Origin of the sequence: Anaerobacillus arseniciselenatis (assembly GCF_001865995.1) — a bacterium.
GTDB classification, from domain to species: domain Bacteria; phylum Bacillota; class Bacilli; order Bacillales; family Anaerobacillaceae; genus Anaerobacillus; species Anaerobacillus arseniciselenatis.
In genome coordinates this window covers 726039-749587 of sequence record NZ_MLQQ01000001.1, presented here as the reverse complement: position 1 = coordinate 749587, position 23549 = coordinate 726039, and the positions used below count along the sequence as shown (strand labels likewise).

Genomic DNA, 23549 nt, shown 5'->3' with positions numbered 1-23549 from the left:
TGCTGATGAAAGGTGTCATTATGGCTGGTGGCATGGGCAAACGTCTAAGACCGTTAACATGTAAAATTCCAAAACCGATGGTTCCACTTGTTCATAAACCAGTAATGGAGTACTGCATAGAATTACTGAAAAAAAATGGGGTTACTGAAATTGCGGTCACACTTCAATATAAGTCAGAAGTCATTAAAAATTATTTCGGAGATGGGAGTAAGTATGGTGTTCATCTATATTATTTTGAAGAATCGACTCCTTTAGGAACAGCTGGAAGTATTAAAAATATCGAACATTTTTTAGATGAACGCTTTATTGTTATTAGTGGTGATGGACTAACAGATTTTGACCTTAATAAAGGGATTATGTTTCACGATGAAAAAAGGGCACTAGTAACCATATTTATGAAACGTTATACCTCTCCCTGTGATTTTGGGGTTATTATGACGAATGAAAAAAATGAGGTCGTTCGTTTCCATGAAAAACCATCGTTTAATGAGCTCTTTAGTAATACAGTCAATACTGGAATTTACGTTTTAGATCCTAATATTTTTAAGTATATACAAAAAGGGGTCACAACAGATTTTAGTAGAGACCTATTCCCGTATTTACTAAAGAAGGAAGGCAAAATATATGGTTATAAAGCCGAAGGGTATTGGTGTGATGTTGGTAATCTAAATTCATATCGTCAAGCGCAGTTTGATTTATTAAGTAAAAAGGTAAATGTCAAACTTTCTGGTAAGGAAGTAAGAGAGGGCATTTGGCTGGGAGAGAATGCTGTCATTGAAGAAGGAGTAACTTTACAAGGGCCTCTTTCAATTGGGAATGGAGTAGTCGTAAGAAAAGGAACACTCATAAGCTCTCACTCGATTATCGGCAATAATTCAACGATAGCAATAAATAGCACTTTGGAAGATTCAATTTTGTGGAATGATATATATATTGGACCTTATAGTGAGTTGAAAGGTACAACAATCTGTAAAGGGGTTCAACTAGAGAGCTCAGTTTCACTTAGTGAAGATTCAGTAATAGGAGAATATTGTAAGATATCGGCAAATGCATTGGTTCAACCAGAAGTAAAATTATGGCCAAATAAAGAGATTAGTGAGGCGGCGATTGTTCGCACATCTTTAATAGTAGAGAAAAGCAAATCGAGTCAAAAACCGATCAATCCTGAAAAGAGAATTCATAATTTTTAAAGTATATGAAACGGTAGGTGGAAAAAGATGAAGCAAAAATGTTGTTTAAATCAAGCAATCAATACAGTTAAATACGGTGTTTGGATAGACGGTCATTTCTCTTGGGTAGATTCAGAAAATTGGATATGCATCGATAAAAACGAAGAAAAACATAGACAAATATTTAAAAATAATACTGATAAACTATCGATTATATTTGAAAGTAATGTTGATGTTCGTACGATCCTTCAAAATATCACTTTAGTTAATTTATCGAAGAAAAAAAGGACTATTAAGTTATTTATTTCTCAACAGATTACGTATGAAATGAATGATGCTGTGACATTTTTTGCTCCATCTGCCGAAGCGATTGTTCGTTCTTACAAAGGTCAATATTTATTACTAAATGGTCTTTTAAATAAACGTGGAATTATTCAGTATTGTACGGATTACAATGTTAATGATTCTTTAAATGACGGACAATTGAAAATACACCCATTTTCTTACGGGACGTCGATTCCTGTTTTTAGTTTAGAAGGAACAATCGAAGCCACTGATGAAGTGAACGCATATTTTTGGTTATGTACCGGTCGTAATGAAAATGAAATTATTAATGATAATTTATTGTTACAACTTAATTTACAAAATTGGATTTATAGTAATGATATCGAGAAAACAGTACAAAGTTGTTCAAACTAGAATAATAAAGAAATGCTTGATTGTTTCTCATAATTTTGCTATTATTTAAAAGTATGATTGAAGTAAAGCATGTTTGGAGGGATAATGAATGCGCGTAAATATTACATTAGCTTGTACAGAAACTGGTGATCGTAATTACATCACTACTAAAAATAAACGTAATAACCCAGACCGTCTTGAGTTAAAAAAATATAGCCCAAGATTAAAAAAGATGACTTTGCACCGCGAAACTAAGTAAGCAGACTTTCTGCTTACTTTTTTTTACATTATGAAGTGGGTGATAATAATGAAGCCTAAGAAACAACTTCGAGACGAAATGAAAAGAAAATTAATGCAAATGAATAACGAGGATTATCAAATATATTCTCAACAATTGCAAATGAAACTATTAGAAAGTAAGGAATGGGAAGAAGCAAATACAATAGGGATTACGATATCTACAAATCGGGAAGTAAATACAAAGCCGATTATTGAAGCTGGTTGGAAACAAAATAAGCGAATTGTTGTACCAAAATGTTATCCGAGTGAAAAAAAATTAAAGTTTTATGAGATTACATCGTTTGATGAAGTTGAAGATAGTTTTTTCTCGCTAAAAGAACCAATGGTTACAATCACACCTTTAGTAGAAAAAAACGAGATCGATTTGCTTGTCGTTCCAGGGCTTATTTTTGACCAACGTGGTTACAGGATTGGCTTTGGCGGTGGATATTACGATCGTTATTTAAAGGAATATGTCAATAATACGGTTTCACTAGCATTCAACTTTCAATTGCTGGATGAGATCCCTAAAGAAGAATTTGATGTTCCTATCAATAGAGTAATTATTAATACATAAAATACGTTTGGAGGATCATAGATGGAAAATATTGATCGTTATTCTAGACAAATATTATTTCAGCCGATTGGAGAAGAAGGTCAGCGACAATTATTAATAAAAAAAATATTAATAGTCGGCATGGGGGCACTAGGAACAGTACTAGCAAACCACCTTGTTCGGGCCGGCGTTGGTCATGTTCGCTTTGTCGACCGTGATTATGTAGAAAAAAGTAATTTACAGCGGCAATTGCTTTTTGATGAAGATGATGTACTAGATGCTTTACCAAAGGCTGTCGCAGCCGAAAAGCGCTTAAAAAAGATTAATTCTGATGTAGTAGTTGAAGGAATAGTTGCTGATGTAACATTACAAAATATAGATGAATTAATGGATGGGGTTGATCTTGTCTTAGATGGCACCGATAATTTTCAAACCCGTTTTTTAATTAATGACGCATGTTACAAGGCGAAAATTCCATTTGTTTATGGAGGGGCAGTTAGTTCTAGGGGCATGTCAGCTATTTTTATTCCAGAAGTTACTCCTTGTTTACGCTGCTTTATTGGTGGAGGAGATTCATCTGGGCAAACATGTGATACGATCGGTGTGCTTTCTCCTGTTGTTGATATCGTTGCCTCTTTCCAAGCGATTGAAGCTTTAAAATATTTAACTGGAAATTACGATGTTCAACGAAAAAGTTTAATAACATTTGATGTGTGGAAGCATCATATGTATGAGATGAAGTTTTCTAAGAAAAAGGATACTTGTCCAACTTGTAGTTTAGAGCAATACCCCGCATTACAAGCAGAGAAAGAACAAACTGTAACGTCACTTTGCGGAAGAGAAACAGTACAAATTAATATGGGACATAAGTTAAATTTAGATGAATGGGCAGAAAAGTTGTCAAGCGTAGCGAAAGTTTCTAAGACCCCTTTTTTAGTTCGGGCTGAATTAGAAGAAGGTGAAAAGCTTGTCTTGTTTCCTGATGGAAGAACATTAGTTCAAGGTACAGAAGATATTACGAGGGCAAAAACTATTTATGCTAGGTATATCGGGGTTTAAAAATTAATAAAGTTGCCATATAGTCGCACGCTTACAATTGTTTTTTTATTTATTTTTTCATGTGAAATCAACAATGGACGCAAAGCTTATTGTGCAAATTTTATTTTTGAAAGGTGGCAATTTTTTTGGAGCAAAATAAAACAACAAGAGTAGTTGTTATTGGAACAGGGTTTGTTGGATCAAGTTATTCGTTTGCTTTACTTAATCAGGGTGTTACTGATGAGATGGTACTCATCGATTTAAATAAGAAAAAAGCCGAAGGGGACGCAATGGATTTAAACCATGGGATGCCATTCGGCTCACCGATGAAAATTTGGGCAGGTGAATATTCTGATTGTAAAGATGCTGATATAGTTGTAATAACTGCAGGGGCAAATCAGGGCCCTGGTGAAACACGTTTAGATTTAATTGAGAAAAATGCAAAAATCTTTAAAACCATTGTTGGAGAAGTAATGAATAGTGGATTTGATGGGATCTTTTTAATTGCAACGAATCCTGTAGACATTTTATCTTATGCTACTTGGAAGTATTCGGGATTGCCAATGGAACGTGTAATAGGTTCCGGAACCATTTTAGATACTGCACGCTTTAGATTTTTATTAGGACAATACTTTAATGTTGATTCTAGAAATGTACATGCTTATATAATGGGAGAACATGGCGATACTGAGCTTCCTGTATGGAGTCACGCCAATATTGGTGGACGTCCAATTTTAAGTTATTTTGAGGATCATAAAGAAGGTAGGTCATTAGACGATCTTGACGAAATCTTTGTGAACGTTCGCGATGCTGCTTATCATATTATTGACCGAAAAGGTGCAACCCATTATGCGATAGCGATGGGATTAGTACGTTTAACGAGAGCTATTTTACGTAACGAAAACTCCATCTTAACAGTATCTACCTTACTCCAAGGCGAGTATGGATTAGACGATATTTATATTGGAGTCCCTGCGATTGTTAATAGTGGTGGGATAAGAGAAGTACTCGAACTTAGCTTAAATGGTGAGGAGACAGAAAAACTCCACCACTCTGCAAAAGTTTTAAAAGATGCAATGGGTCCAATTAAATAAAATATAGTTTAGAGTCTAAATCAAACTTTTTGATTAGGCTCTTTTTTGTGGTTAAATAGTTGGATAGGCTCTTTTGCTTCTTAGGTGGTGACGATATATTGTCATGACGGTTTTGTATAAAAAAAAGGTGGACACTTTCGTGAACGAGCCTCTGAGATTCGTTAGAAGGTCACAGCGAAGTGAGGGAAAGTGTCCACCTTTTCATCTTAGATGATGACGGTTATCGTCATGCTGGTTTTGTATAAAAGTTAAGAATAAAATTAGCCCATTAATCAAAAAGTATAACTGAGGTGACGTAAATGTTTAATAATAACAACAATAACGACAATTTGTTAATGACAATGTTAATTTCGCTAGTATCTGTCTTTTTTATTTATCAGTATCGTTATAGGATCGTGAATACAGTATTACAAACAAGCTGGATTCGCCGTTTAGCGATATCAGGTGTTTTACAAATCCCATATCTTCGCGATCGTTTTTACGCACGTTTTATGCCATTTTAAGATAGCAGTGCAAGTTTATAATTTAATGAATTTCATAATTCATTATTTCCGCCACTAAGATCAATATATAGTTGCGTCAAAACCACTCGCAGACTATATATTGCGTGATGTGGCTCATTTTTAGTGATTATGAAATTCACTCAATTAATAATAGGGTGTCCAATATTTAGTACCTCACAGCGCTAAATATAGACACCCTATTATTATTTAGATTAAAATCAACCGACGGAAGGTAAAACATCCTTTTTATACATAGTAGTAAGAGATGCTCCTGCGGTTACTTGTCGCAAAGCTGCATGAAGTAAATTCTAAGATGTATCTCATGACGTAATTGAGGTCAGTAGCTTTGGTGACGGATGCCGTCATAAATGTTTTGTATAAAAAAAGCGGGTGCTTTTACGAACGAACGTCTGAGATTCGTTAGAAGGTCAAGGTGAAGAGAGGGAAAGCACCCGCCTTTTCCATATTAGATGGTGACGGTTGCGGCCATGAGGGTTTTGTATGTAAATTATAGAAGAATGAATATTCGAAAAGAAGAGGAAAGGTTGTTATAATATAATTTAAGGGGGTTAAACGATGCGTTGGGAAACGATTTGTTTTGATCTAGATAATACACTGTTTAGTCACGAAGATGCTTTTGAAAAGGCTATTCGCTTCTGTTTTGATTGTATTTTAAAAGAAAAAAATTTAATTGAGAAAATTAACTCAACCGATTTATTTTCTATTTTCAAAAAAAATTGTGATCTTTATTGGGATGATTATGAAAAAGGTGATATAACTCCTAAAGAGTATCGAAGAAAAAGGTTTTTAATGACTGCCGAGCAGTTTGATTTACCGTTCAATGCACATGATGCCGACAAGTTTCATGATCAATATTACAATGTCGTTGATGATTTTAGTGAACCATATCCTTATTTGTATTCATTAATGAGTACTCTAGCAGAGGCTAGTGTCAAAATGGGCATTATCACAAATGGCACAGTTGATACTCAATATAACAAAATAAAAAAATTAAGTTTAAATGATTGGATTTCAGACGATTTTGTATTTATATCAGAAGAAGTAAATGTAGCCAAACCAAATCGGGCTATTTTTGATTTAGCGAAATCAAAGCTAGGCTCCAAGGAGAAGTGCCTTTTTATTGGTGATTCATGGGAGCATGACGTTGTTGGTTCTATCGAAGCAGGATGGGATTCTATCTTTTTAAATACAAGAAAAGAAGAGCCTAGTTCTAAGCACCAACCAATTGAAATTTGTAGTACTTTACAAGAAGTTGCAGAGATTATTTATAAAGAAAATAATTTGAAAGGATGAAACTATGGACGATTTGAGCCAAGATGCTTATTTTTGGCGCCTTATACATCATCTTGTAGTAAATGAGAATATGGTGGCGCTTAAAGTGAAATCTAATGAAAAAGAGGTTTGGCTTGAACAAGAAGGAGTTAATGAAACTACAATAGTGCGTTTATTCCGACGTAATTTAGATTGGACTAACTATATTACTAGAGATGTAGAGAAACTAGCACAGCATGGAGAAAAAGTACGTAAACAGTTACGTGCGAGGCGTATCAATTTTATAAATGTGTACATTTCAAATTTTTTACCGGTAGATTCGTATGACCAAACATTGAATAAAACATATGTAACGAAAAATAAACGATTGAAAATTAACTCGTTTATTATTGACGGTGAGTTCGGGAATACATTTGGCATACGAAACTTGAACGAAACCCTTGTATGTAAATTACCAACGATCGATGCTAAGGAAGCAACTAATCCTGATAAAATACATTTTTATCGTAATGAAGTGAAAACTATTTCTGAGAAAAAAATCGAAGAAGAACGGTCAATATTTACTTATGGAAAGCCTTTGTTTACATATTTAATTTTAATTAATATATTAATTATCTTTGCACTTATGGAATATCTCGGTAGTAGCACTAGCTTACTAACATTAATTGAATTCGGAGCAAAATTTAATCCGCTTATTAGAGAAGGGGAATGGTGGCGCTTTTTTACTTCGATTTTTTTACACATAGGCTTTCTTCATTTTTTTATGAATTCTTTAGCTCTTTATTACTTAGGAAGTGCTGTTGAACGAATTTATGGGACACCCCGCTTTGTGTTAATTTATGTTCTTGCAGGCATCTTCGGATCAATTAGTAGCTTTGCTTTTAACAGTCAAGTTGCTGCTGGAGCCTCAGGAGCGATCTTTGGTTGTTTCGGTGCTTTACTTTATTTTGGTGTAATTCATCGTAAATTATTTTTTCGGACGATGGGTGTAAATGTGATTGTCATCTTAATTATCAATTTAGCGCTCGGGTTTACTATTCCAATGATTGATAATGGAGCGCATATCGGTGGGCTAATTGGTGGCTTTTTAGCATCAGCTTTTTTACAGTTACCAAAGCAGAAGAGGAGTATCCAACAAGTTTTTTCACTTTTAGCAACTGCATTATCAATTACGGGATTACTTTTTTACGGGTTTTCTACGGAAGAAGAAGCTGAAAAGTTACAGTTAATTAATGTCCAAATAAGTCAGGAACTTTTACAGCAAGATGAAGTTGAAAAAGCTTATTGGTTGTTGAAAGAAGTCGCCAGTGAAGACGTTAGTATGACAGAGGTTCATTTCTTATTGGCATACAGTGAAGCGAGGTTAGGTTTATTAAAAGATGCTGAGTCAAACTTGTTAATAACGCTAGAAAAGCGCCCGCTTTTCCATGAAGCTCATTATAACTTATCACTCGTTTATTATGAGTTAAGACAATATGTTGATGCACTTCGTTCTGTTGAAAAAGCGATTGAATTAAATCCAGAAAAAGAAGATTATTATGATCTGAAACGTATTATTCAGAGAAGGTTAGCAGAAATTTAAGTCAGTGAATTTCATAATTCATTACTTCCGCCACTATGATCAATATATAGTTGCGTCAAAACCATTCGCAAACTATATATTGCGTGATGTGGCTCAATTTTGGTGATTATGAAATTCACTCAGAATGAAAAGTTTTTGTTCGAACTTTAAACATGAATAACTTTAAATTCTACATTGTAAATTTTAAATTATATTAAAATCTTCCAGTATTTTTAACGATATTATATTTTGCGCCATCCTCATTTGTAAAGATGATGATAATGTGTGAGTAAGATTTATGAAAAAGTACGAGGGGAACAGAGCTGCCAATTGGACTTTTTACTGTACCGTCATGTTTTTCGACACCTAAAAAATAATATTTATAAAGTCCTCTCCAAGTAGTTGCGAGCAGTTCTTTTGTTTCATCTATGCTTAAGTTTGGAAGTGCTTGCTGATTATGTTTAGCTAAGTGAGTTAAAGGAACATGGTGATAATTTTCAGCCTGAATATGAAAATAATTAATAAGTTCCTCCCAAGTGTACTCCAAGTTTTGTTGAATAATTGTATCTAAAATACGTTTGCCTTCTTTTTGTGCTTCACTATTAGGTTCTTTAAATATTTCAATTGAACTTAATGGAGAATCCAAAATGTATAATTGGTCATAACTCATCGTTTGTACACTTTTCGTAATCTCATTATCGTAATTAATTTGGCGGTAATGAAAAGTAATGGCTTCGAAGTGGCCGCTATCTTCACCATTCAGTTTCATTTTTTGGGATAACTTATTATCATTATCTACTGCTAACGACATTGTTTCTTTTAATCTTCCGTCTTCAAAGAGTAAAGAGATGTCGTGACTTAAATATGAATTTTCATCAAATTCAGAATCGGTTTTCCAAAGTAATGTATACTCATCTTCGTCCATTTCGTCAATAAGATCGATCGTAGTACTCGCTTTTGTAAATTTTTTGTTTTCATCAATTGGGTAATGAGCAATTGTTTCTTGAAAGTTATCGACGCTTGGTGATGAATAAAATAGAAAAAATCCTGATATTAACCCAGTGATTAATATAGAGACAGTTAGTATCCATTTCAAAACAAACCCCTCCTAGGACAGCCTATTTTAAATTATGATCACAATATTTAATTTATGAAAAAATACTTAAAAATTATTTTATGCTAGAATTTAGTAGAAAATATATTTTAATGGAGTGAAGAAAATGAAAAATGAAATGAACGTAAATGAAACTGTAGATTTAATTGAAAAACTTGTTAACATTCCAAGTCCTTCAGGCAATACAGAAAAAGTAATTACATATATCGAACAATTCTGTAAAGAAGTTGGCGTGATAACAGCTAGAAATCGTAAAGGTGGCCTCATCATTACAATTAAAGGTAATGATAAAACGAAGCATCGTATGCTTACAGCTCATGTTGATACATTAGGGGCAATGGTAAAGGAAATAAAGAAAAATGGAAGATTAAAACTTGCTAATATTGGTGGTTTTCGCTGGAATTCAGTGGAGGGAGAGTATTGCCAAATTGAAACTAGTGATGGACAGGCATATTCAGGAACGATTTTAATGAAACAAGCGTCAGTACATGTATACAAAAATGCCGGAACAGCAGAGCGGGACGAGAACAATATTGAGGTTCGTATTGATGAAATGGTGAAAACAGATGAGGATGTAAAAGAATTAGGTATTTCTGTCGGTGACTTTGTTTCGTTTGCACCTCGTTTTGAAACTACTGAAAGTGGATTTGTTAAATCTCGTCATTTAGATGATAAAGCAAGTGTGGCTATTTTATTACAGCTTATTAAACATATACAAGAAAATAAAATACAATTACCGTACACGACGGACTTTTTAATTTCTAATAATGAAGAAATCGGCTATGGTGGAAACTCGAACATTTCTCCTGAAACGGTTGAGTATTTAGCTGTCGACATGGGTGCAATAGGTGAAGGCCAAACGACGACGGAATATTGCGTTTCTATTTGTGCTAAAGATTCAAGTGGGCCATATAATCTTGAATTAAGAAAAAAGCTAGTCGAGCTAGCCAAAGAACACAAGCTTGATTATGAGGTTGATATATATCCTTATTACGGTTCTGACGCATCAGCCGCAATCCGTTCCGGAAATGATATCGTCCACGGTTTAATAGGACCTGGTATTGCAGAATCTCATTCCCATGAAAGAACTCATATCTCGTCATTAGAAAATACAAGTAAGCTTATTTATAACTATTTATTATCACCAATGGTCAAGTGAATGTAACTGAACAACTTGTCTAATTGAATAAGTGGTATTAGGAGTATGAATTATTATGATAATTCGTACTCTTTTTTGTGTGAAAGTTGGTTAGTGGCTTGTTGGTTCGGACCACCCCCTCTCAATTTTAACGTTAGATGGTGGCGGCATGCATGCCACCATGAGCGTTTTGTATGAAAATAAAATGACGGTAGACTTTTTCGAACAAGCCTCTAAAGCCGGAACGGATTTACAGCGCAGTGAGGGAAATCGACCGGAATTTTTTCGTGTTAGATGGTGACGATTAATCGTCATGAAGGTTTTGTATGAAAAAATGCTCGGTTGATTTACTTGAACAAGCCACTAAATTTGATAGGGAAATAGTTTGACTAAACAACGCTTAAACTTTTTCTTGTGAATGATATTTCATTATTAAGAGAAAAATGTTAATGAAGAGGAGGGGCTAATTTTGACTCAAGAACAAATTCAGCATCCAGCATCTAAAAACATTGCTCATAATCTTTCTTACTTAAGTACAGAGTTAGGTGTTGATAAAAGTTTTGACTTAATTCAAATTGACTTAGAATATGCTGGAGTACAAATGGCATTATTTTTAGTAGATGGATTTGCCAAAGATGAAGCTTTAACGCAAATTCAAAGAGAGCTAGAGCACCTTAAATATGAGGATCTTAGTGGAGATTTATTAAAAAAATTAATCAAGTCAAGAATACCATATGTAGAAATTGAAACCGAAAAAGATTTAAGTAAAGTGGTTGATCAAGTTCTCGCAGGTCCTGCTGCTCTCGTTGTAGATGGTCTAAATGAAGTCATTATCATCGATACGAGAACATATCCAGTTCGTGGTCCAGAAGAGCCCGATACCGAACAGGTCATTCGTGGTGCCAAGGACGGGTTTGTTGAAACCCTTGTTCTTAATGTTGCTTTAGCAAGAAGGAGGGTTCGAGATCGAACACTTCGAAATGAATATATGATGATAGGTCGGCGCTCTAAAACTGATATTTGTATTACATACGTCGAAGATATCGCAGACCCTTACGTTGTAAATGAAGTTAAGGCAGCGCTTAAAAAAATTGATACTGATGGTTTGCCGATGGGTGATAAAACGATAGAGGAGTACTTATTTGGGCAGCACACAAATCCTTATCCACTAGTACGTTATACAGAACGCCCCGATGTTGCCGCAGCTCATCTTTTTGAAGGTCATGTCATTATTATGGTTGACGGATCTCCGAGTGTGATCATCACTCCTACAACATTTTGGCATCATTTGCAACATGCTGAAGAGTACCGACAAAAGCCTATAGTAGGTGGAGCACTTCGGCTCGTTCGTTTTTCTGCTGTTTGGGCTTCGATTTTTTTGTTGCCCTTATGGCTCTTACTTGCTTTAAATCAAGGCTTACTTCCTGAAGGCTTAGAGTACATCGGTCCGAATGAAACAGGGAATGTACCATTATTAGCTCAATTTATCATTGCAGAGATTGGTATTGAAATGTTACGAATGGCGGCTATTCATACACCTAGTGCATTAGCAACTGCATTAGGATTAGTTGCAGCGATATTAATCGGTGAGGTTGCGATTGAAGTAGGTTTATTTTCTCATGAAGTAGTGTTATATTTAGCAGTTGCTGCGATTGGTTCTTTTGCAACACCAAGTTATGAAATGAGTTTAGCAAATCGCTGTATAAGAATTGCTCTCCTAGTAGCAACCGGCTTCTTCCATGTATTTGGTTACGTAGTATCAGTAACACTGCTTTTTCTACTGCTTATTTCAATGAAAGTATACACAACACCGTATTTATGGCCGTTTATTCCTTTTTCTCCACGGAGTTTTCGAGATGTTATCTTAAGGTCACCAATACCTTTAAAAAAACAACGACCGAAAGCGATACATCCGTTAGATGAGGATCGATAGTATATTGAAAATGGAAAACCGATTGTGAATTGTTCACAATCGGTTTTCAAAACTCAAAACTCAAAACTCAAAACTCAAAACTCAAAACTCAAAACTCAAAACTCCCCCATGTCTTTTTCGAAAATCTCATCTTCGATAAAAAAGTTGAACTTTCCACTATGATTGATAGCAGTGTCACAAGCAAAGACGAGGCCGATTGGAGTGTCATGGCCATCGTTGACGATCGTAAAAGCGACTTTATGTTTTGTTGCTTCTTTAATATAGTTGGAATAATTACTATAAGATAGTTCACCATTTATATATAAATGAATGTTTTTTTCAGAGTGCATAATATCGACGGCTTCCTTGTATATCCCTTTATGTATCACTTGTTTATTTGTTAAAGCTAAATAAATTCGTTCACTAATCGTAGATAAAAATAATGCTCTTTCTTCGGGAAGTGTTTCCACCGTTCCGTGAATTCCTTGCATTAAAATTTTTTCTAATTTATTATTACCCACTATATTTCCTCCTTCTAATATGTATAAGCACTGTGTTGCTTTTCATACAAAACCCTCATAGCGGCATGCCTGCCACTACCATCTAACATGAAAAGTCGTGCGAGGGTCCTAACCACTAACCAACAAACCAACCTTGATAAAAAACAGTTTAACATATTTCTTGTCCTTAATATAAACATTGCATCATAAACTAATACAAAGCTTTAATTAGGGGGCGAGGAGACTTGTTAGGAATTGTTTCTGCATTTGTAACAATTTTATTAATCGGTTTATCAACTGGTGGCTTACTCGTTTCAAGGAGAATCGATCCACATCAATCTTTATTTATCGTAGTTGGTCTAGCCTTTTTTCTATTTTCTTATATTGGAATGTTTTTTGGTAGTAAAATGGTTGGTTTAATCGGTTCTTCTGGATTGAGTATTATCTTCGGATTATTTTGTTTTGCTTTCATTGGCTTTTTAATATGGAAATACGACCCAGCCTTCGGTTATGTAAAACAAGAACCTGTGACATTAACTATGTTTGGTGTTTTCTTTTTTTTAGTTGGAATGGAACTTGCAGTACTTGATGTAACATTGTGGCTATTGATACTTCTTGCGATTATTTTTGCTGCAGGAGCATTTTTAGGTTTTATGGCGGTATATCAAATTATTTTTCGTCATAGAAGTTCACAATTATTAGCCCTATTACCATTAGTACCACTACTTTTCATCGGCCTTTTTAAACTGATATAATATAATGAATATCATAATTTAATATTAAACATTAAGTATCTATCTGTAGTGCGTTAAACCGCTCGCAACTACAGATAGTTTGATAAGGCTCAATTTAGGTGATTATGAAATTCACTCAATAGAACAAGAATATAAAAAAAGGTGAAGATGAATGAATTCAATTTACGATTTACGACAATTTTTACAAAAGTGCGGAGCGTTTGTTTATACTGGAGATCGTTTAGGAGATCTAGAACTTTTTGAAATTGAACTGAAACAACTATATGAATGGAATATGATCGATGTCAAAACGTTTCAACAAGGAATGCTCATTATTAAAAAAGAGATTAGCGACGTAAAAAAAGCAAAATCATGATTGATTTAAAAGGGAGTGTGACAAAATACAGTAAGGTGAATGAAAATGACCATACTCTTAATTAAAGACCTTTGGAAAAAAACAGAGCATAACTATCAATTAAAAGACGTTTCACTAGCCATTTATGAAAATGAATGGCTTCTTATTACTGGTCCTGTTAATGAAGGTAAAGAGGTGTTGCAAAATATACTGTTACAGTTCGATGAAGACTTTCATGGAACTGTATATTTTCAAAACGAAAATATAAAAAAGATTAAAAATTATAGTGAACAAGTAGCTTTTATTCATAATCATTTTACAAGCGAAGAAACAGAGTATAATGTGTATGATTACTTATCATTACCGTTAAAGTTAAAAGGTTTTGGTGAAGGGGAAATTTCCGAAAATATTCGCAAAGTAACAGAGGAAATTAGTTGTAATCTAAGCTTAAAAAAGTTAGTCAAGGATTTGTCACTACGCGAAAAGATAGTTGTCTGTTTATTACGGGTAAATTTAACTAAGCCGAAGTTATTAATTATCGAAGAACCATTTTTCGAACTACCCAATAGCAAAAGGCAAACCATTATTTCAGTATTTAAAGACTTTATAAAAATTTGGAAACAAACTACGGTAATTGTTTTTAGTAGTTATGCAAGTGAGTGGCTTGAGATATGTGATCGAGTTGTTTTAGTGAAAGATCATTCAATTAGTCAAATAGGAGAGAAAAAACAATTATTACAAAATCCAAAACAAATATTTGTAACAAAGTACATTGATTGTGCAGAAGTTTCTTATTTAAAGGGTTGCATTAAAAAAGGAGCTTTTATATCAGATGGTCTAACGTTTCTGTTGCCACAGTATACAGAAGAAGAGTTTCAAATTTATGAAGGACAAAGTGTTTATATCGGTTTGAGGGCATCGTGCTTTCAGATTATGGAGCAGACTAAATTAAAAGATGAAGGCTTCACTGTTTCACTTCCGATTCATTTTATTAAAGGAGTAGATGCTCGCTATATGATTTACTCAAATATTGGTGGTAACCCCGTAGTTGCTGAAATAAAAAATAATGGTAAAATATATGAAGATCAAAATTTGTTACTATACTATGCTTTTGGTGATTTATTATTTTTTGATGGAGTAACAGAACTAAATTTAAAACGAAGAGGTTGATTTTTATGGGTAATCATTGGTTTGTTGGTGTTGATATCGGTGGAACAACGATAAAAATGGCTTTTATCGATACATATGGAGAAATTAAACAAAAATGGGAAATTCCGACGAATTGCGAACATGAAGGGAAACAAATAACGACAGATATTAGCAAGTCGATTTTTGGTAAGCTCGATGAATTGGACGAGCCGAAAGAAAAGTTGGCTGGGATTGGCGTAGGAGCGCCAGGGTTTATCAACATGGAAACAGGTCTAATTTATCGAGCGGTAAATATCGGTTGGACAAACTTCCCTCTTAAAGACCGCTTAGAAGTGGAAACAGGTCTTCCAGTCGTTGTTGATAATGATGCAAATTTAGCAGCATTAGGAGAAATGTGGCGTGGCGCAGGAGACGGTTCTAAAAATTTGTTAGCTGTTACTTTAGGAACGGGTGTTGGTGGTGGCTTAATCGCTAATGGAAACATTTTACACGGTGTCAACGGTATGGCAGGTGAGATAGGCCATATTACATCAATGGCAACCGGAGGAGCTCATTGTAATTGTGGGAAATCAGGGTGTTTAGAAACGATTGCATCGGCTACTGGAATTGCCCGTCTTGCAACGGAGGCCGTAGAGAAAAATAATGATAGTGTGCTTGCTGATGTTTTTGATCGAGAAGGAAAACTTACAGCGAAAGATGTTTTTGATGCTGCTAAAAACGATGACCGTTTAGCATTAAACGTCATTGATGAAATGAGTTTCCATTTAGGCATTGCTATTGCTAACCTAGCGATTGCAACAAACCCCGAGAAGATCGTACTTGGTGGTGGAGTTTCAAAAGCTGGTGAATTGTTACTACGTTACGTAAGAAAGCATTTTGAAGCTTATGCATTACCACGTGTTGCCGAAGGAGCTGAAATTACGATTGCGACTTTAGGAAATGATGCAGGTGTCATCGGTGGAGTTTGGTTAATTAAACAAAAGGTCGACAATGCAAAAAGCTTGTAATTAAAGGATTATCTGTCATAATAATTATATAAAATAATTTAATACTACTTTCATTAATAGTCCATTTAAAATAGCATAATAGACTAGGGGTGCCTCTAATCCAAAGGCTGAGAAAAAGGAAAGACTTTTACCCTTGAACCTGATCTGGGTGAAGCCAGCGTAGGAAAGTCGATTAGTAATTTACTATTTAACACTAGCCGTAATCCTTTTTCTACTGGGTTACGGCTATTTTATTGTTGTGTAGGAAGGTAATAAATTCAAAACATTTAGGAGGAATACTTATGAAAGATTTTCGTTTATATGCGATTACCGGTGAAGAATTTCATAAAGGCAGAAGTCTAGTAGAAGTAATGGAAGAGGCAATCATCGGTGGTGTTGATATTATACAATTACGAGATAAAAAAAGTAGTAAAAAGGTTGTACTTGAAAAGGCAAAACAATTAAAAGCTTTAGCTGAGAAATACGATATTCCATTAATTGTTAATGATCATATTGATGTTGCATTAGCTGTTGATGCAGATGGGATTCATATTGGTCAGGATGATTTGCCACTAGAAGAAGCTAGAAAGATTGTCGGCAAGGATAAAATTATCGGGATTTCCACCCATCAAATTGAAGAAGCAAGAGAAGCACAAAAAAATGGAGCCGACTATATCGGTGTCGGTCCGATCTTTGCAACAAAAAGTAAAGAGGATGTCGTTGATCCAGTTACTACAAAGTATATTGAAGAAGTCGTAAATGAAATCACGATTCCTTTTGTCGCTATTGGTGGGATTAAACTTCACAACGTTGAACAAGTGTTGAATTCTGGAGCAACGAGAATTTGTGCGATTAGTGAAATTGTTGGTAGCGATGACGTAACGAAAACTTGTCAAACATTTATTCAAAAAATAAACGAAAGGGTGACGAATGAATGAATGTCTTCATTAATGGTGAAAAAAAAGAACTACATTTAGAAAATGTAGCTGAAGTCGTGGAACATTTTAATTTAGATGAAAACCTAGTCGTTACTGAAGTAGATGGTAATATCATTAACGTTGAACAAAGAAGAGACACAAAGCTATACGAAGATATGAAGATCGAGATTGTCCAATTTGTCGGTGGTGGTTGATTAGCGTTAAAAAATATTAAATAAAAGTGTGTTCAAAAAGGAGGATAATCAGAGCCGAGGAGGTCGAGGCGGCGAAGCTTCGAGCAGCGGAATGTATGCTATTAATACATGAGAAGCACAGGAGCGAGTCAACGAAGAGATTCGAATGCTATGATTACAGGACTTTTTGAACATCCTCAAAAAGGGAGGTAGTTTGTTAGATGAGTGTAGGTAAAGCATTAACAATCGCTGGGTCTGACTGTGGCGGTGGCGCCGGGATCCAGGCAGATTTAAAAACGTTTCAAGAGCGTGACGTTTATGGGATGAGCGTAATTACGGTGTTAACTGCGCAAAATACGTTAGGGGTTCATGGGGTTTACCCGCAAACCATTGAAGCGATCGAAGCACAGTTAGATGCAATTTTTCAAGACATTGGAACAGATTCAGTGAAAACAGGAATGTTATTTTCTGAGGAAATCATAAATCTCGTTGCAAAAAAATTAAAAGATTATGAAATAAAAAATATCGTCATTGATCCAGTAATGATTGCTAAGGGTGGGGCACCCCTGTTACAAAAGCAAGCAATGACTGCCTTAAAAATGAATTTATTACCGTTAGCAAGAGTGATTACTCCTAACATCCCTGAAGCGTGTGAAATTTTAGGTATTGATAAAATTGAAACTGTTGAAGAAATGAAAGAAGCGGCAGCAAACATCCAACTACTAGGTCCAAAAAATGTTGTTTTAAAAGGTGGACACTTAGAGGGAAATAACATTGCAGTTGACATTTTATTTGATGGTAATGAATATTATTATTTTGAATCAAAAAGAATCGATACGATTCATACTCATGGCACAGGGTGTACGTTTGCAGCAGCAATTACTGCCGAATTAGCAAAAGGGAACAGTATTAACGAATCGGTTGCTTGCGCGAAGCAATTTATTCAAGCCGCTATTGAAACTTCGCTAAATATCGGTAAAGGGATTGGTCCAACAAATCATAGTGCTCTTCGTCATAAGTAATAAAATAATGCAAAAACTAGGGGATGGGACTGTCTTAAAAGAAAGTGTCAGATACCGTTAGGCACCAAATATAGTCGGATAATAAATTTATACGGCTATATTTAGTAAGTTCTACATGGTGTCAGACACTTATATGACAGCCCCATCCCCTTTAAAAACCTCTACAAAGCCGGTGGTGAATTGATGAACGAAACAAATGTAATAAAAGTTGAAAACGTAACAACAGATCGCATTTTTAACATTTCATTTGAGCTTTCGTTAGGTGAAATTACGGCGGTTATCGGCCCTTCAGGAGCCGGAAAGAGTAGCTTGTTGACGTTGTTAAATAGGTTGACAGATCCTCAAAAAGGAGACATATTTTACTACGGTAAACAATTAACAACTTATCCTATTATTGATTTAAGAAGACGAATTGGTATGGCTTTTCAATCATCTTCGCTTTTTGATGGAACGGTCGAGGATAATTTAAAGTTTGGCCCAAGTTTAGTTGGGAAGTGGAAAAAAGCGAATGGTCCACTCTTACTAGAAAAAGTGCAACTGCCTAAAGACTATTTATATCGAGATGTTGAACATTTATCTGGTGGCGAGCAACAACGAGTAGCACTAGCGAGAACACTTGCTAATGATCCAGAAATCTTTTTACTCGATGAAGTGACGAGTGCTCTAGATTTGCAAACGGTGGAAACGATTGAAAAGTTATTAGTACAATTAGCCAAAGAGGAGAACAAAGGAATTGCTATGGTCACTCATAACATCGAGCAAGCAAAGCGAATTAGCGATAAGGTCATTTTTATGGAAAATGGTACGATCCTTGAGCAAGGAAAAACAGTAGACCTTTTAGGAACACCTCAAACCGAACAACTACAAAAGTTTTTAAAGGAGTAAATGATGGCACCTACTATTTCAAATACTTCGATGTTATTTTTAATCGTATTTGTTTTAATACCAGTTTCATTATCATACATGTATTCACTTGGACTAGGAAAGTCAATTACTTGGTCGTCGCTTAGAGGAGTAATACAACTATTTCTCATTGGATATATTCTTACCTATTTATTTGCTCTTCCACCGCTAACTGGTATTTCAATTATGTTATTAGTGATGATTACGATCGCTACCTTTCATGCCAGTAAAAAAGGTGAGGGCATTCCTAAAGTTCGTCTTATGATATTTTTAATTATTTTAGGTGTTGAACTAATGATTTTATCGATGTGGATCGGGTTCGGAATGATATCTTTTACATCTGAACAAGTAATTCCGATGAGTGGGATGGTTATCGGTAATAGTATGGTAGCGATCGGGTTAGCATTGGAAAGAATGAAAAGTGAATTTCGAGAGGGTAAAGGGAAAATAGTAGCAGCATTATCGCTTGGAGCGAAACCACAGCAAGCATCAAAAATTATCATTCGAAAAATTGTAAAAGCAGCGATGATTCCAAATGTGGATGGCTTAAAGACAGTTGGCCTCGTTCAATTACCAGGAATGATGACAGGGCTGATATTAGGTGGAGTAGCGCCGATTGATGCAATACGCTATCAAATTGTAATTTCATTAAGTATTTTTACATGTGTGTCTATTAGTGCTATGCTAGTTACTATAGCGCTATACCGTTATTTTTTTAATAAAAATATGCAATTAATAGATATAAAATCTGAAGCGTAAACTGTAGTGTTTTAGGAGGAAAACAGTGAATAAAGTTGTTTTTTTACTACCTTTAAGTGCAATGTTCATGTTATTTTATTTTGGCTACCTATACATTAGTAGTGATGAGGTAATTACGAACAAAAGCTTGCAAAATGAAATTATCATTGATTTAAATGCTGAGAGTACAGAAGATGAGGTTGTTTTAAAAGGGGAATGGGATTGGACGACAATGCCAGTTGATGGAGTTGTCGGTAATGATTACATAGTAATTAGTCTACAAAGTGATGAAGGGGCGCTATTTAATACAGGTAACATAACATCAAGCTCAATGTCACTTCTAAAAGGAGAGAATGTACTTGATACGTTAGAGGCGCAAATTTTCGAAGATGAAGTTATTTTTGTATTTCCAAATAAGGTTATCGAACATGAAAGTTACGGTAATCGAGGAGAGGTGGAACTTGTTATACAGCTAGAAGAACACGAAGAGTTTGTCGTTGCCTTTTCTTATATACACACATGGGTAGAGCATGATCATTTACTTATTGAAGAAGCTCAATCATTCGAAAAAGTTGTAGCAGAGAAGCTAGATTCGTCATATTGGGTCGTAAAAAGGTTTTTGACTTTGTAGGGTGTGGAGTGTAAATGATCAAAAGCTTATCTAATGAAAAAGAACATTTTTTAAATCATGAAAGGAGGAAGAAAATGGCTATTGTAGATATAACCATAATTCCAATAGGAACTGAGGGACCTAGTGTAAGTGATTACGTTGCAGAAATTCATAAAGTTTTAGAAACGTATGAAGATCGAGTGAATTATAAACTAACACCGATGAGTACAATCATTGAAGGGGAGTTACCAGTATTATTTGAGGTCATTCAAGCCTTACATGAAGTACCTTTTTCAAAAGGTATTAAAAGAGTAGCGACGAATGTACGTATTGATGATCGGCGTGATAAGTCAGTAACAATGTCAGGTAAGCTAAATAGTGTCGAAGAAAAGCTTAAGTAACTAACTATTATTTACAAAAAGAAGGGGCTGTCCCAAAAGAAAGTGTCAGACACCGTTAGGCACTAAATAAAGACGGATAATAAATTAATACGTCTATATTTAGTAAGTTCTACTTGGTGTTAGACACTTATGAGACAGCCCCTTCTTTTTGTGTTGGTTTATGATCCCGTAATAATTGAAAAAATAGTCATAACAGAAAACCATCCGAAAACAGAAAATGATAAAAAGGCAAATGCTGCTCCAAATAGGTTTTTGCGACGGAATTCACGTAAGATCCCAAATCCACTCAGAATTGCTACTAATAATGTAATAATCCCTAAAACCATTCCGAAAGACCCCCTTAAATTACTATGTAGTGTATTATTTACTTTATCGTAAAGTTTAAACGATTTAATGAATTTCATAACTGAATTTTATCGCTATTAAGTATCTATACGTAGTTGCGTTAAGTCACTCGTAACTACATATAGTTTGATATGGCTCAATTTAGGTAATTATGAAATTCACTCAATTAGACGCTCATATTTATTCTAATTGTTTTCAAATCGTTTGTCGAGGATAACTTCGTTAACAAAGTGTTAATGTGATTAAAGATAGAAAATGACATTAATATTATATGCGTTAGCAATACCTTCTATTAATTGTTGGTGATATCGTTCGACAAAATAGATTGTTTTTTTTGTGTCGTGATCAATAGCAACTAGATGTTCATCCATTTGTTCTAGAGCAGTTAATATATCTTTTTCATTATTTCCTGAAGTTGTAAAAGGTATGATTAATTCTTCATATAAATATGCATTATCATTATTAGAGATAAAGCCAAAGTCAGTAAAAACTGATTTTTGCTCTGGGGCTTCTATTTTAAATAAAGAATATTTAGAATCATAAACATCTTCTTTTTGAAAAAATTCAATAAAAAAATCAATTTCTTTCACACTGTTCAAAATTACCCCATAATCATAAACATCTAAGTTATGTTCTTTAATGAAAGATGCGACCCTTTTATTTTCACTAGAAATTTCAGTAGTATCTTTAATAAGTTCTAATCCCATCGTTTTTTTCATTGATATACACCGCCTGTTTTTCGGAGAATATTGGTTTGGTAAAGTAAAGGATTTTGAGGGTGGGACAAACAAAGTGTCAGACACCGCTAGGCACCAAATATAGACATATGATAAATCTGTACGTCTATATTTAGTAGGATCCGCGTGGTGTCAGACACTCTTGTCCCACCCTCCATCCTCTTTAATAAGTTTTTATCGTTATATTTTGAAACCATCTTTGTTAAAGTGTAAAATAAAGACAACATTGATGCAAAGGAGACGATTTATTATGGAATGGAAACAACTTCCTTTAGGACCTCTACAAACAAACGCTTATGTTTTATTTGATGAAAACAAAGATGCTGTCATCTTTGATCCAGGTGGAGAAGGGACAAAACTTAATACATTATTAGAAGCTGAAGGGTTAACGCCAAAAGCAATATTACTTACTCATGCTCATTTTGACCATATTGGTGCAGTTGATGATGTTAGAGAGTTTTGGAACGTTCCTGTATACATACATCACCTTGAAAAAGATTGGTTGCCAGACGCTACCAAAAATGGCTCTGCACTATTTTTAGGAAATGATGCAATCACTGCTCGTGACGCAGATTTTTTAATTAAGGAAGAAGGTAAACTCGACATCGGGACATTTAGCTTCGAAGTGTTCGAAACGCCAGGTCATTCACCAGGAAGTGTTTCTTATTACTTAAAAGAGGTAGGAATAGTTTTTTCGGGTGATGTCCTATTTGCAGGAGGAATTGGTAGAACCGATTTACCTGGTGGTAGTTATGAAGTGTTATTGGATAGTATAAACAATAAATTGATGGAACTTCCAGAAGAAACAGTAGTAGCATGTGGCCATGGCCCCGTAACTACGATTAGCAATGAAATGGATTCTAATCCGTTTTTAAGAGGAATATAAAATAGTAATGATATAGGAAAAAAGTGGAATACTAATCGGAAATAAGGAGGTTTTAAAGTGATTAGTAGTTCTGCTTTTTTAGGTTTATCATTTAACGGGTGGATTTTAATTATTATTATGCTAAGCTTATCTGGAGCTGCATTATTTATTTATTTAGGAGCGAAAAAAACGGGTCAGTTTGATGACGTTGAAAGTATTAAGTATCGGATGCTTTTTGAAGAAGAAGATGAATGGAACATGAACGAATAAAAGGGCAGTTGGTTAGTTTGTTAGTTGGAAAGCTGAAAGTTGGAAAGTTGGAAAAAACCATTGAATTTACATCTTAGATGGTGATGGATGTGTCGTCATGATGTTTTTTTATATGAAAATGTCCGGTCGAATTCTAGAGTGAGCCTCTAAAACTCGATAGAGGTTTACAGCGAAGCGAGAGAATTCGGCCGGCATTTCCATCTTAGAAAGAGATGCTCCTGCGGTTACTCATCGCAAAGCTGCATGAAGTAAATTCCAAGATGTATTTCATGATGTGATTGAGGTCATAACTTTGGTGACGGAATATCGTCATGGTGGTTTTTGTATGAAAACAGGCGAATGATTTCGTGAACGAGCCTCTGAGATTCGCAAGAAGGTCAAAGCGAAGTGAAGGAAATCATTCGACTTTTCCATCTTAGAAAGAGATGCTCCTGCGGTTACTCGTCGCAAAGCTGCATGAAGTAAATTCCAAGATGTATCTCATGACG

General features: G+C 34.8%; 28 protein-coding genes and 1 riboswitch. Of the genes, 24 read left to right on the top strand and 4 right to left on the bottom strand.

All coding sequences use genetic code 11. The features are described 5' to 3' along the window. Nucleotides 1-5: 5 nt before the first annotated feature. The 9 genes from BKP35_RS03710 to BKP35_RS03670 all read left to right on the top strand — a co-directional run bounded on the left by BKP35_RS03710 (nucleotide 6) and on the right by BKP35_RS03670 (nucleotide 8192). Nucleotides 6-1190, top strand: coding sequence for a nucleotidyltransferase family protein (locus BKP35_RS03710; RefSeq protein ID WP_071312023.1), 1185 nt, complete (start codon nucleotides 6-8; stop codon nucleotides 1188-1190). Nucleotides 1191-1217: 27 nt separating this feature from the next. Next, complete coding sequence (locus BKP35_RS03705) at nucleotides 1218-1868, top strand: hypothetical protein (RefSeq protein WP_071312022.1); 651 nt, start codon at nucleotides 1218-1220, stop codon at nucleotides 1866-1868. Nucleotides 1869-1956: 88 nt separating this feature from the next. Next, the gene (gene rpmG / locus BKP35_RS03700; protein WP_071312021.1) at nucleotides 1957-2106 is read left to right on the top strand and encodes a 50S ribosomal protein L33; all 150 of its coding nucleotides are present in this window, start codon (nucleotides 1957-1959) and stop codon (nucleotides 2104-2106) included. A 48-nt stretch (nucleotides 2107-2154) separates the two neighbouring features. Then, the gene (locus tag BKP35_RS03695; RefSeq protein WP_071312020.1) at nucleotides 2155-2703 is read left to right on the top strand and encodes a 5-formyltetrahydrofolate cyclo-ligase; all 549 of its coding nucleotides are present in this window, start codon (nucleotides 2155-2157) and stop codon (nucleotides 2701-2703) included. Between the two features lie 21 nt (nucleotides 2704-2724). Further along, nucleotides 2725-3741 carry a ThiF family adenylyltransferase gene (locus tag BKP35_RS03690; protein WP_071312019.1) on the top strand — a complete coding sequence of 339 codons (1017 nt, stop codon included), beginning with the start codon at nucleotides 2725-2727 and terminating at the stop codon, nucleotides 3739-3741. Between the two features lie 125 nt (nucleotides 3742-3866). Beyond that, complete coding sequence (locus BKP35_RS03685) at nucleotides 3867-4814, top strand: L-lactate dehydrogenase (protein ID WP_071312018.1); 948 nt, start codon at nucleotides 3867-3869, stop codon at nucleotides 4812-4814. 299 nt (nucleotides 4815-5113) lie between these two features. Then, on the top strand, nucleotides 5114-5317 hold the full coding sequence (locus BKP35_RS03680) for a hypothetical protein (RefSeq protein ID WP_071312017.1): 204 nt from the start codon (nucleotides 5114-5116) through the stop codon (nucleotides 5315-5317). A 576-nt stretch (nucleotides 5318-5893) separates the two neighbouring features. Continuing rightward, complete coding sequence (locus BKP35_RS03675; protein WP_071312016.1) at nucleotides 5894-6631, top strand: HAD family hydrolase; 738 nt, start codon at nucleotides 5894-5896, stop codon at nucleotides 6629-6631. A 4-nt stretch (nucleotides 6632-6635) separates the two neighbouring features. Further along, the gene (locus tag BKP35_RS03670) at nucleotides 6636-8192 is read left to right on the top strand and encodes a rhomboid family intramembrane serine protease (RefSeq protein WP_071312015.1); all 1557 of its coding nucleotides are present in this window, start codon (nucleotides 6636-6638) and stop codon (nucleotides 8190-8192) included. 193 nt (nucleotides 8193-8385) lie between these two features. Here BKP35_RS03670 and BKP35_RS03665 read toward each other — a convergent pair whose 3' ends face one another. Beyond that, entirely contained in the window at nucleotides 8386-9267 is an 882-nt protein-coding gene (locus BKP35_RS03665; protein ID WP_071312014.1) for a hypothetical protein, read from the bottom strand. A 124-nt stretch (nucleotides 9268-9391) separates the two neighbouring features. Here BKP35_RS03665 and BKP35_RS03660 point away from each other — a divergent pair, with 124 nt between their 5' ends. Together BKP35_RS03660 and BKP35_RS03655 are read left to right on the top strand one after the other, a co-directional pair. Further along, a complete protein-coding gene (locus BKP35_RS03660; RefSeq protein WP_071312013.1) occupies nucleotides 9392-10444 on the top strand; it encodes a M42 family metallopeptidase in 1053 nt (350 codons plus the stop codon). Between the two features lie 448 nt (nucleotides 10445-10892). After that, complete coding sequence (locus BKP35_RS03655; RefSeq protein WP_071312012.1) at nucleotides 10893-12356, top strand: spore germination protein; 1464 nt, start codon at nucleotides 10893-10895, stop codon at nucleotides 12354-12356. 95 nt (nucleotides 12357-12451) lie between these two features. Here the strand turns inward: BKP35_RS03655 and BKP35_RS03650 are convergent, their stop codons facing one another. After that, nucleotides 12452-12856 (bottom strand): YueI family protein, encoded by a 405-nt coding sequence (locus tag BKP35_RS03650; protein WP_071312011.1) that lies wholly within the window; start codon nucleotides 12854-12856, stop codon nucleotides 12452-12454. Nucleotides 12857-13080: 224 nt separating this feature from the next. Here BKP35_RS03650 and BKP35_RS03645 point away from each other — a divergent pair, with 224 nt between their 5' ends. From BKP35_RS03645 to BKP35_RS03595, 11 genes are all read left to right on the top strand, one after another. Beyond that, nucleotides 13081-13590: a hypothetical protein gene (locus BKP35_RS03645; RefSeq protein ID WP_071312010.1), complete on the top strand. Its 510-nt coding sequence runs from the start codon at nucleotides 13081-13083 to the stop codon at nucleotides 13588-13590. Between the two features lie 151 nt (nucleotides 13591-13741). Then, a complete protein-coding gene (locus tag BKP35_RS03640; protein ID WP_071312009.1) occupies nucleotides 13742-13945 on the top strand; it encodes a YqgQ family protein in 204 nt (67 codons plus the stop codon). A 45-nt stretch (nucleotides 13946-13990) separates the two neighbouring features. Then, on the top strand, nucleotides 13991-15094 hold the full coding sequence (locus BKP35_RS03635) for an ATP-binding cassette domain-containing protein (RefSeq protein WP_071312008.1): 1104 nt from the start codon (nucleotides 13991-13993) through the stop codon (nucleotides 15092-15094). A 5-nt stretch (nucleotides 15095-15099) separates the two neighbouring features. Then, entirely contained in the window at nucleotides 15100-16080 is a 981-nt protein-coding gene (locus BKP35_RS03630; RefSeq protein ID WP_071312007.1) for an ROK family glucokinase, read from the top strand. A gap of 75 nt (nucleotides 16081-16155) precedes the next feature. Continuing rightward, nucleotides 16156-16263: riboswitch (TPP riboswitch) on the top strand. A gap of 98 nt (nucleotides 16264-16361) precedes the next feature. After that, the gene (gene thiE / locus BKP35_RS03625) at nucleotides 16362-16997 is read left to right on the top strand and encodes a thiamine phosphate synthase (protein WP_071312006.1); all 636 of its coding nucleotides are present in this window, start codon (nucleotides 16362-16364) and stop codon (nucleotides 16995-16997) included. Further along, nucleotides 16994-17191 carry a sulfur carrier protein ThiS gene (gene thiS / locus BKP35_RS03620; RefSeq protein ID WP_071312005.1) on the top strand — a complete coding sequence of 66 codons (198 nt, stop codon included), beginning with the start codon at nucleotides 16994-16996 and terminating at the stop codon, nucleotides 17189-17191. The genes thiE and thiS overlap by 4 nt, the downstream gene beginning before the upstream one ends. 200 nt (nucleotides 17192-17391) lie before the next feature. After that, nucleotides 17392-18192 carry a bifunctional hydroxymethylpyrimidine kinase/phosphomethylpyrimidine kinase gene (gene thiD, locus BKP35_RS03615; RefSeq protein ID WP_071312004.1) on the top strand — a complete coding sequence of 267 codons (801 nt, stop codon included), beginning with the start codon at nucleotides 17392-17394 and terminating at the stop codon, nucleotides 18190-18192. A 183-nt stretch (nucleotides 18193-18375) separates the two neighbouring features. Further along, on the top strand, nucleotides 18376-19077 hold the full coding sequence (locus BKP35_RS03610) for an ABC transporter ATP-binding protein (RefSeq protein ID WP_071312003.1): 702 nt from the start codon (nucleotides 18376-18378) through the stop codon (nucleotides 19075-19077). Nucleotides 19078-19080: 3 nt separating this feature from the next. Then, nucleotides 19081-19854: an ABC transporter permease gene (locus BKP35_RS03605; protein WP_071312002.1), complete on the top strand. Its 774-nt coding sequence runs from the start codon at nucleotides 19081-19083 to the stop codon at nucleotides 19852-19854. A gap of 25 nt (nucleotides 19855-19879) precedes the next feature. Continuing rightward, entirely contained in the window at nucleotides 19880-20464 is a 585-nt protein-coding gene (locus tag BKP35_RS03600; protein ID WP_071312001.1) for a hypothetical protein, read from the top strand. Nucleotides 20465-20538: 74 nt separating this feature from the next. Continuing rightward, the gene (locus BKP35_RS03595; protein WP_071312000.1) at nucleotides 20539-20844 is read left to right on the top strand and encodes an MTH1187 family thiamine-binding protein; all 306 of its coding nucleotides are present in this window, start codon (nucleotides 20539-20541) and stop codon (nucleotides 20842-20844) included. A 158-nt stretch (nucleotides 20845-21002) separates the two neighbouring features. On the opposite strand, the gene BKP35_RS03590 is transcribed toward BKP35_RS03595, so the two are convergent. Continuing rightward, on the bottom strand, nucleotides 21003-21170 hold the full coding sequence (locus BKP35_RS03590; protein WP_071311999.1) for a DUF2759 domain-containing protein: 168 nt from the start codon (nucleotides 21168-21170) through the stop codon (nucleotides 21003-21005). Between the two features lie 261 nt (nucleotides 21171-21431). After that, a complete protein-coding gene (locus BKP35_RS03585) occupies nucleotides 21432-21908 on the bottom strand; it encodes a hypothetical protein (protein WP_071311998.1) in 477 nt (158 codons plus the stop codon). Nucleotides 21909-22176: 268 nt separating this feature from the next. Here BKP35_RS03585 and BKP35_RS03580 point away from each other — a divergent pair, with 268 nt between their 5' ends. Beyond that, nucleotides 22177-22812, top strand: a complete 636-nt coding sequence (locus tag BKP35_RS03580) for an MBL fold metallo-hydrolase (RefSeq protein ID WP_071311997.1) — start codon at nucleotides 22177-22179, stop codon at nucleotides 22810-22812. A gap of 57 nt (nucleotides 22813-22869) precedes the next feature. Further along, nucleotides 22870-23061 carry a cbb3-type cytochrome oxidase assembly protein CcoS gene (ccoS, locus tag BKP35_RS03575; protein ID WP_071311996.1) on the top strand — a complete coding sequence of 64 codons (192 nt, stop codon included), beginning with the start codon at nucleotides 22870-22872 and terminating at the stop codon, nucleotides 23059-23061. Nucleotides 23062-23549 lie beyond the last annotated feature (488 nt).

Excerpts from the sequence above, each read along its gene's own strand:
- BKP35_RS03590 (WP_071311999.1), bottom strand. The coding sequence starts at position 21,170 with ATGGTTTTAGGGATTATTACATTATTAGTAGCAATTCTGAGTGGATTT.
- BKP35_RS03640 (WP_071312009.1), top strand. The coding sequence starts at position 13,742 with ATGAATTCAATTTACGATTTACGACAATTTTTACAAAAGTGCGGAGCG.
- BKP35_RS03605 (WP_071312002.1), top strand. The coding sequence starts at position 19,081 with ATGGCACCTACTATTTCAAATACTTCGATGTTATTTTTAATCGTATTT.
- BKP35_RS03585 (WP_071311998.1), bottom strand. The coding sequence starts at position 21,908 with ATGAAAAAAACGATGGGATTAGAACTTATTAAAGATACTACTGAAATT.
- BKP35_RS03710 (WP_071312023.1), top strand. The coding sequence starts at position 6 with ATGAAAGGTGTCATTATGGCTGGTGGCATGGGCAAACGTCTAAGACCG.
- BKP35_RS03630 (WP_071312007.1), top strand. The coding sequence starts at position 15,100 with ATGGGTAATCATTGGTTTGTTGGTGTTGATATCGGTGGAACAACGATA.
- BKP35_RS03595 (WP_071312000.1), top strand. The coding sequence starts at position 20,539 with ATGGCTATTGTAGATATAACCATAATTCCAATAGGAACTGAGGGACCT.
- rpmG (WP_071312021.1), top strand. The coding sequence starts at position 1,957 with ATGCGCGTAAATATTACATTAGCTTGTACAGAAACTGGTGATCGTAAT.
- BKP35_RS03690 (WP_071312019.1), top strand. The coding sequence starts at position 2,725 with ATGGAAAATATTGATCGTTATTCTAGACAAATATTATTTCAGCCGATT.
- BKP35_RS03680 (WP_071312017.1), top strand. The coding sequence starts at position 5,114 with ATGTTTAATAATAACAACAATAACGACAATTTGTTAATGACAATGTTA.
- thiE (WP_071312006.1), top strand. The coding sequence starts at position 16,362 with ATGAAAGATTTTCGTTTATATGCGATTACCGGTGAAGAATTTCATAAA.
- BKP35_RS03660 (WP_071312013.1), top strand. The coding sequence starts at position 9,392 with ATGAAAAATGAAATGAACGTAAATGAAACTGTAGATTTAATTGAAAAA.
- BKP35_RS03635 (WP_071312008.1), top strand. The coding sequence starts at position 13,991 with ATGACCATACTCTTAATTAAAGACCTTTGGAAAAAAACAGAGCATAAC.
- thiS (WP_071312005.1), top strand. The coding sequence starts at position 16,994 with ATGAATGTCTTCATTAATGGTGAAAAAAAAGAACTACATTTAGAAAAT.
- BKP35_RS03580 (WP_071311997.1), top strand. The coding sequence starts at position 22,177 with ATGGAATGGAAACAACTTCCTTTAGGACCTCTACAAACAAACGCTTAT.
- thiD (WP_071312004.1), top strand. The coding sequence starts at position 17,392 with ATGAGTGTAGGTAAAGCATTAACAATCGCTGGGTCTGACTGTGGCGGT.
- BKP35_RS03705 (WP_071312022.1), top strand. The coding sequence starts at position 1,218 with ATGAAGCAAAAATGTTGTTTAAATCAAGCAATCAATACAGTTAAATAC.
- BKP35_RS03695 (WP_071312020.1), top strand. The coding sequence starts at position 2,155 with ATGAAGCCTAAGAAACAACTTCGAGACGAAATGAAAAGAAAATTAATG.
- BKP35_RS03610 (WP_071312003.1), top strand. The coding sequence starts at position 18,376 with ATGAACGAAACAAATGTAATAAAAGTTGAAAACGTAACAACAGATCGC.
- BKP35_RS03670 (WP_071312015.1), top strand. The coding sequence starts at position 6,636 with ATGGACGATTTGAGCCAAGATGCTTATTTTTGGCGCCTTATACATCAT.
- BKP35_RS03675 (WP_071312016.1), top strand. The coding sequence starts at position 5,894 with ATGCGTTGGGAAACGATTTGTTTTGATCTAGATAATACACTGTTTAGT.